The sequence below is a fragment of the Bacillus sp. SIMBA_005 genome, from assembly GCF_046535585.1.
GTDB lineage: Bacteria > Bacillota > Bacilli > Bacillales > Bacillaceae > Bacillus > Bacillus pumilus.
On sequence record NZ_JAWRWI010000135.1, the window covers coordinates 1 to 337 of the forward strand.

The 337-nt window shown below is 49.6% G+C and carries 1 pseudogene; it reads right to left on the reverse strand.

The annotated features are described in order from the left end of the window. Positions 1 to 85: 85 nt before the first annotated feature. Positions 86 to 337 (reverse strand): annotated as a pseudogene (locus tag SB660_RS19460) (DUF2515 domain-containing protein); the annotation flags it as partial.

Consider the following 337-nt stretch of genomic DNA (forward strand, 5'->3'; position numbering starts at 1 on the left):
CTTGATAAAAAATTAGGCGGCCCAAACCGCCCTTCCACGTAACACATCAGCAGCCCGAAACCCCAGCGAACGGTTTCGGGCTTTTTCATTTCTTCAGCCACTCTTTAACCGCGAAGAGCGCATGGAGCTCCCGTCTTTTCTGGAAGTACCAGTCCGTCAGTTCAAGCTGTTTCGGCATTTTCTCCTGTAAGAAAGCCCCTTTTCTTAACCTTTTTTGAAACCAATCCGCCCTTTCGCCGTCTAATGGGTGGGCAACAATGGGTTAGTTTGTGCTACGCCGCCGTGAGGGTTCTTTTTTGATCTTGATCCTTTTCCCCTTCTCGACGCGTGTACCATT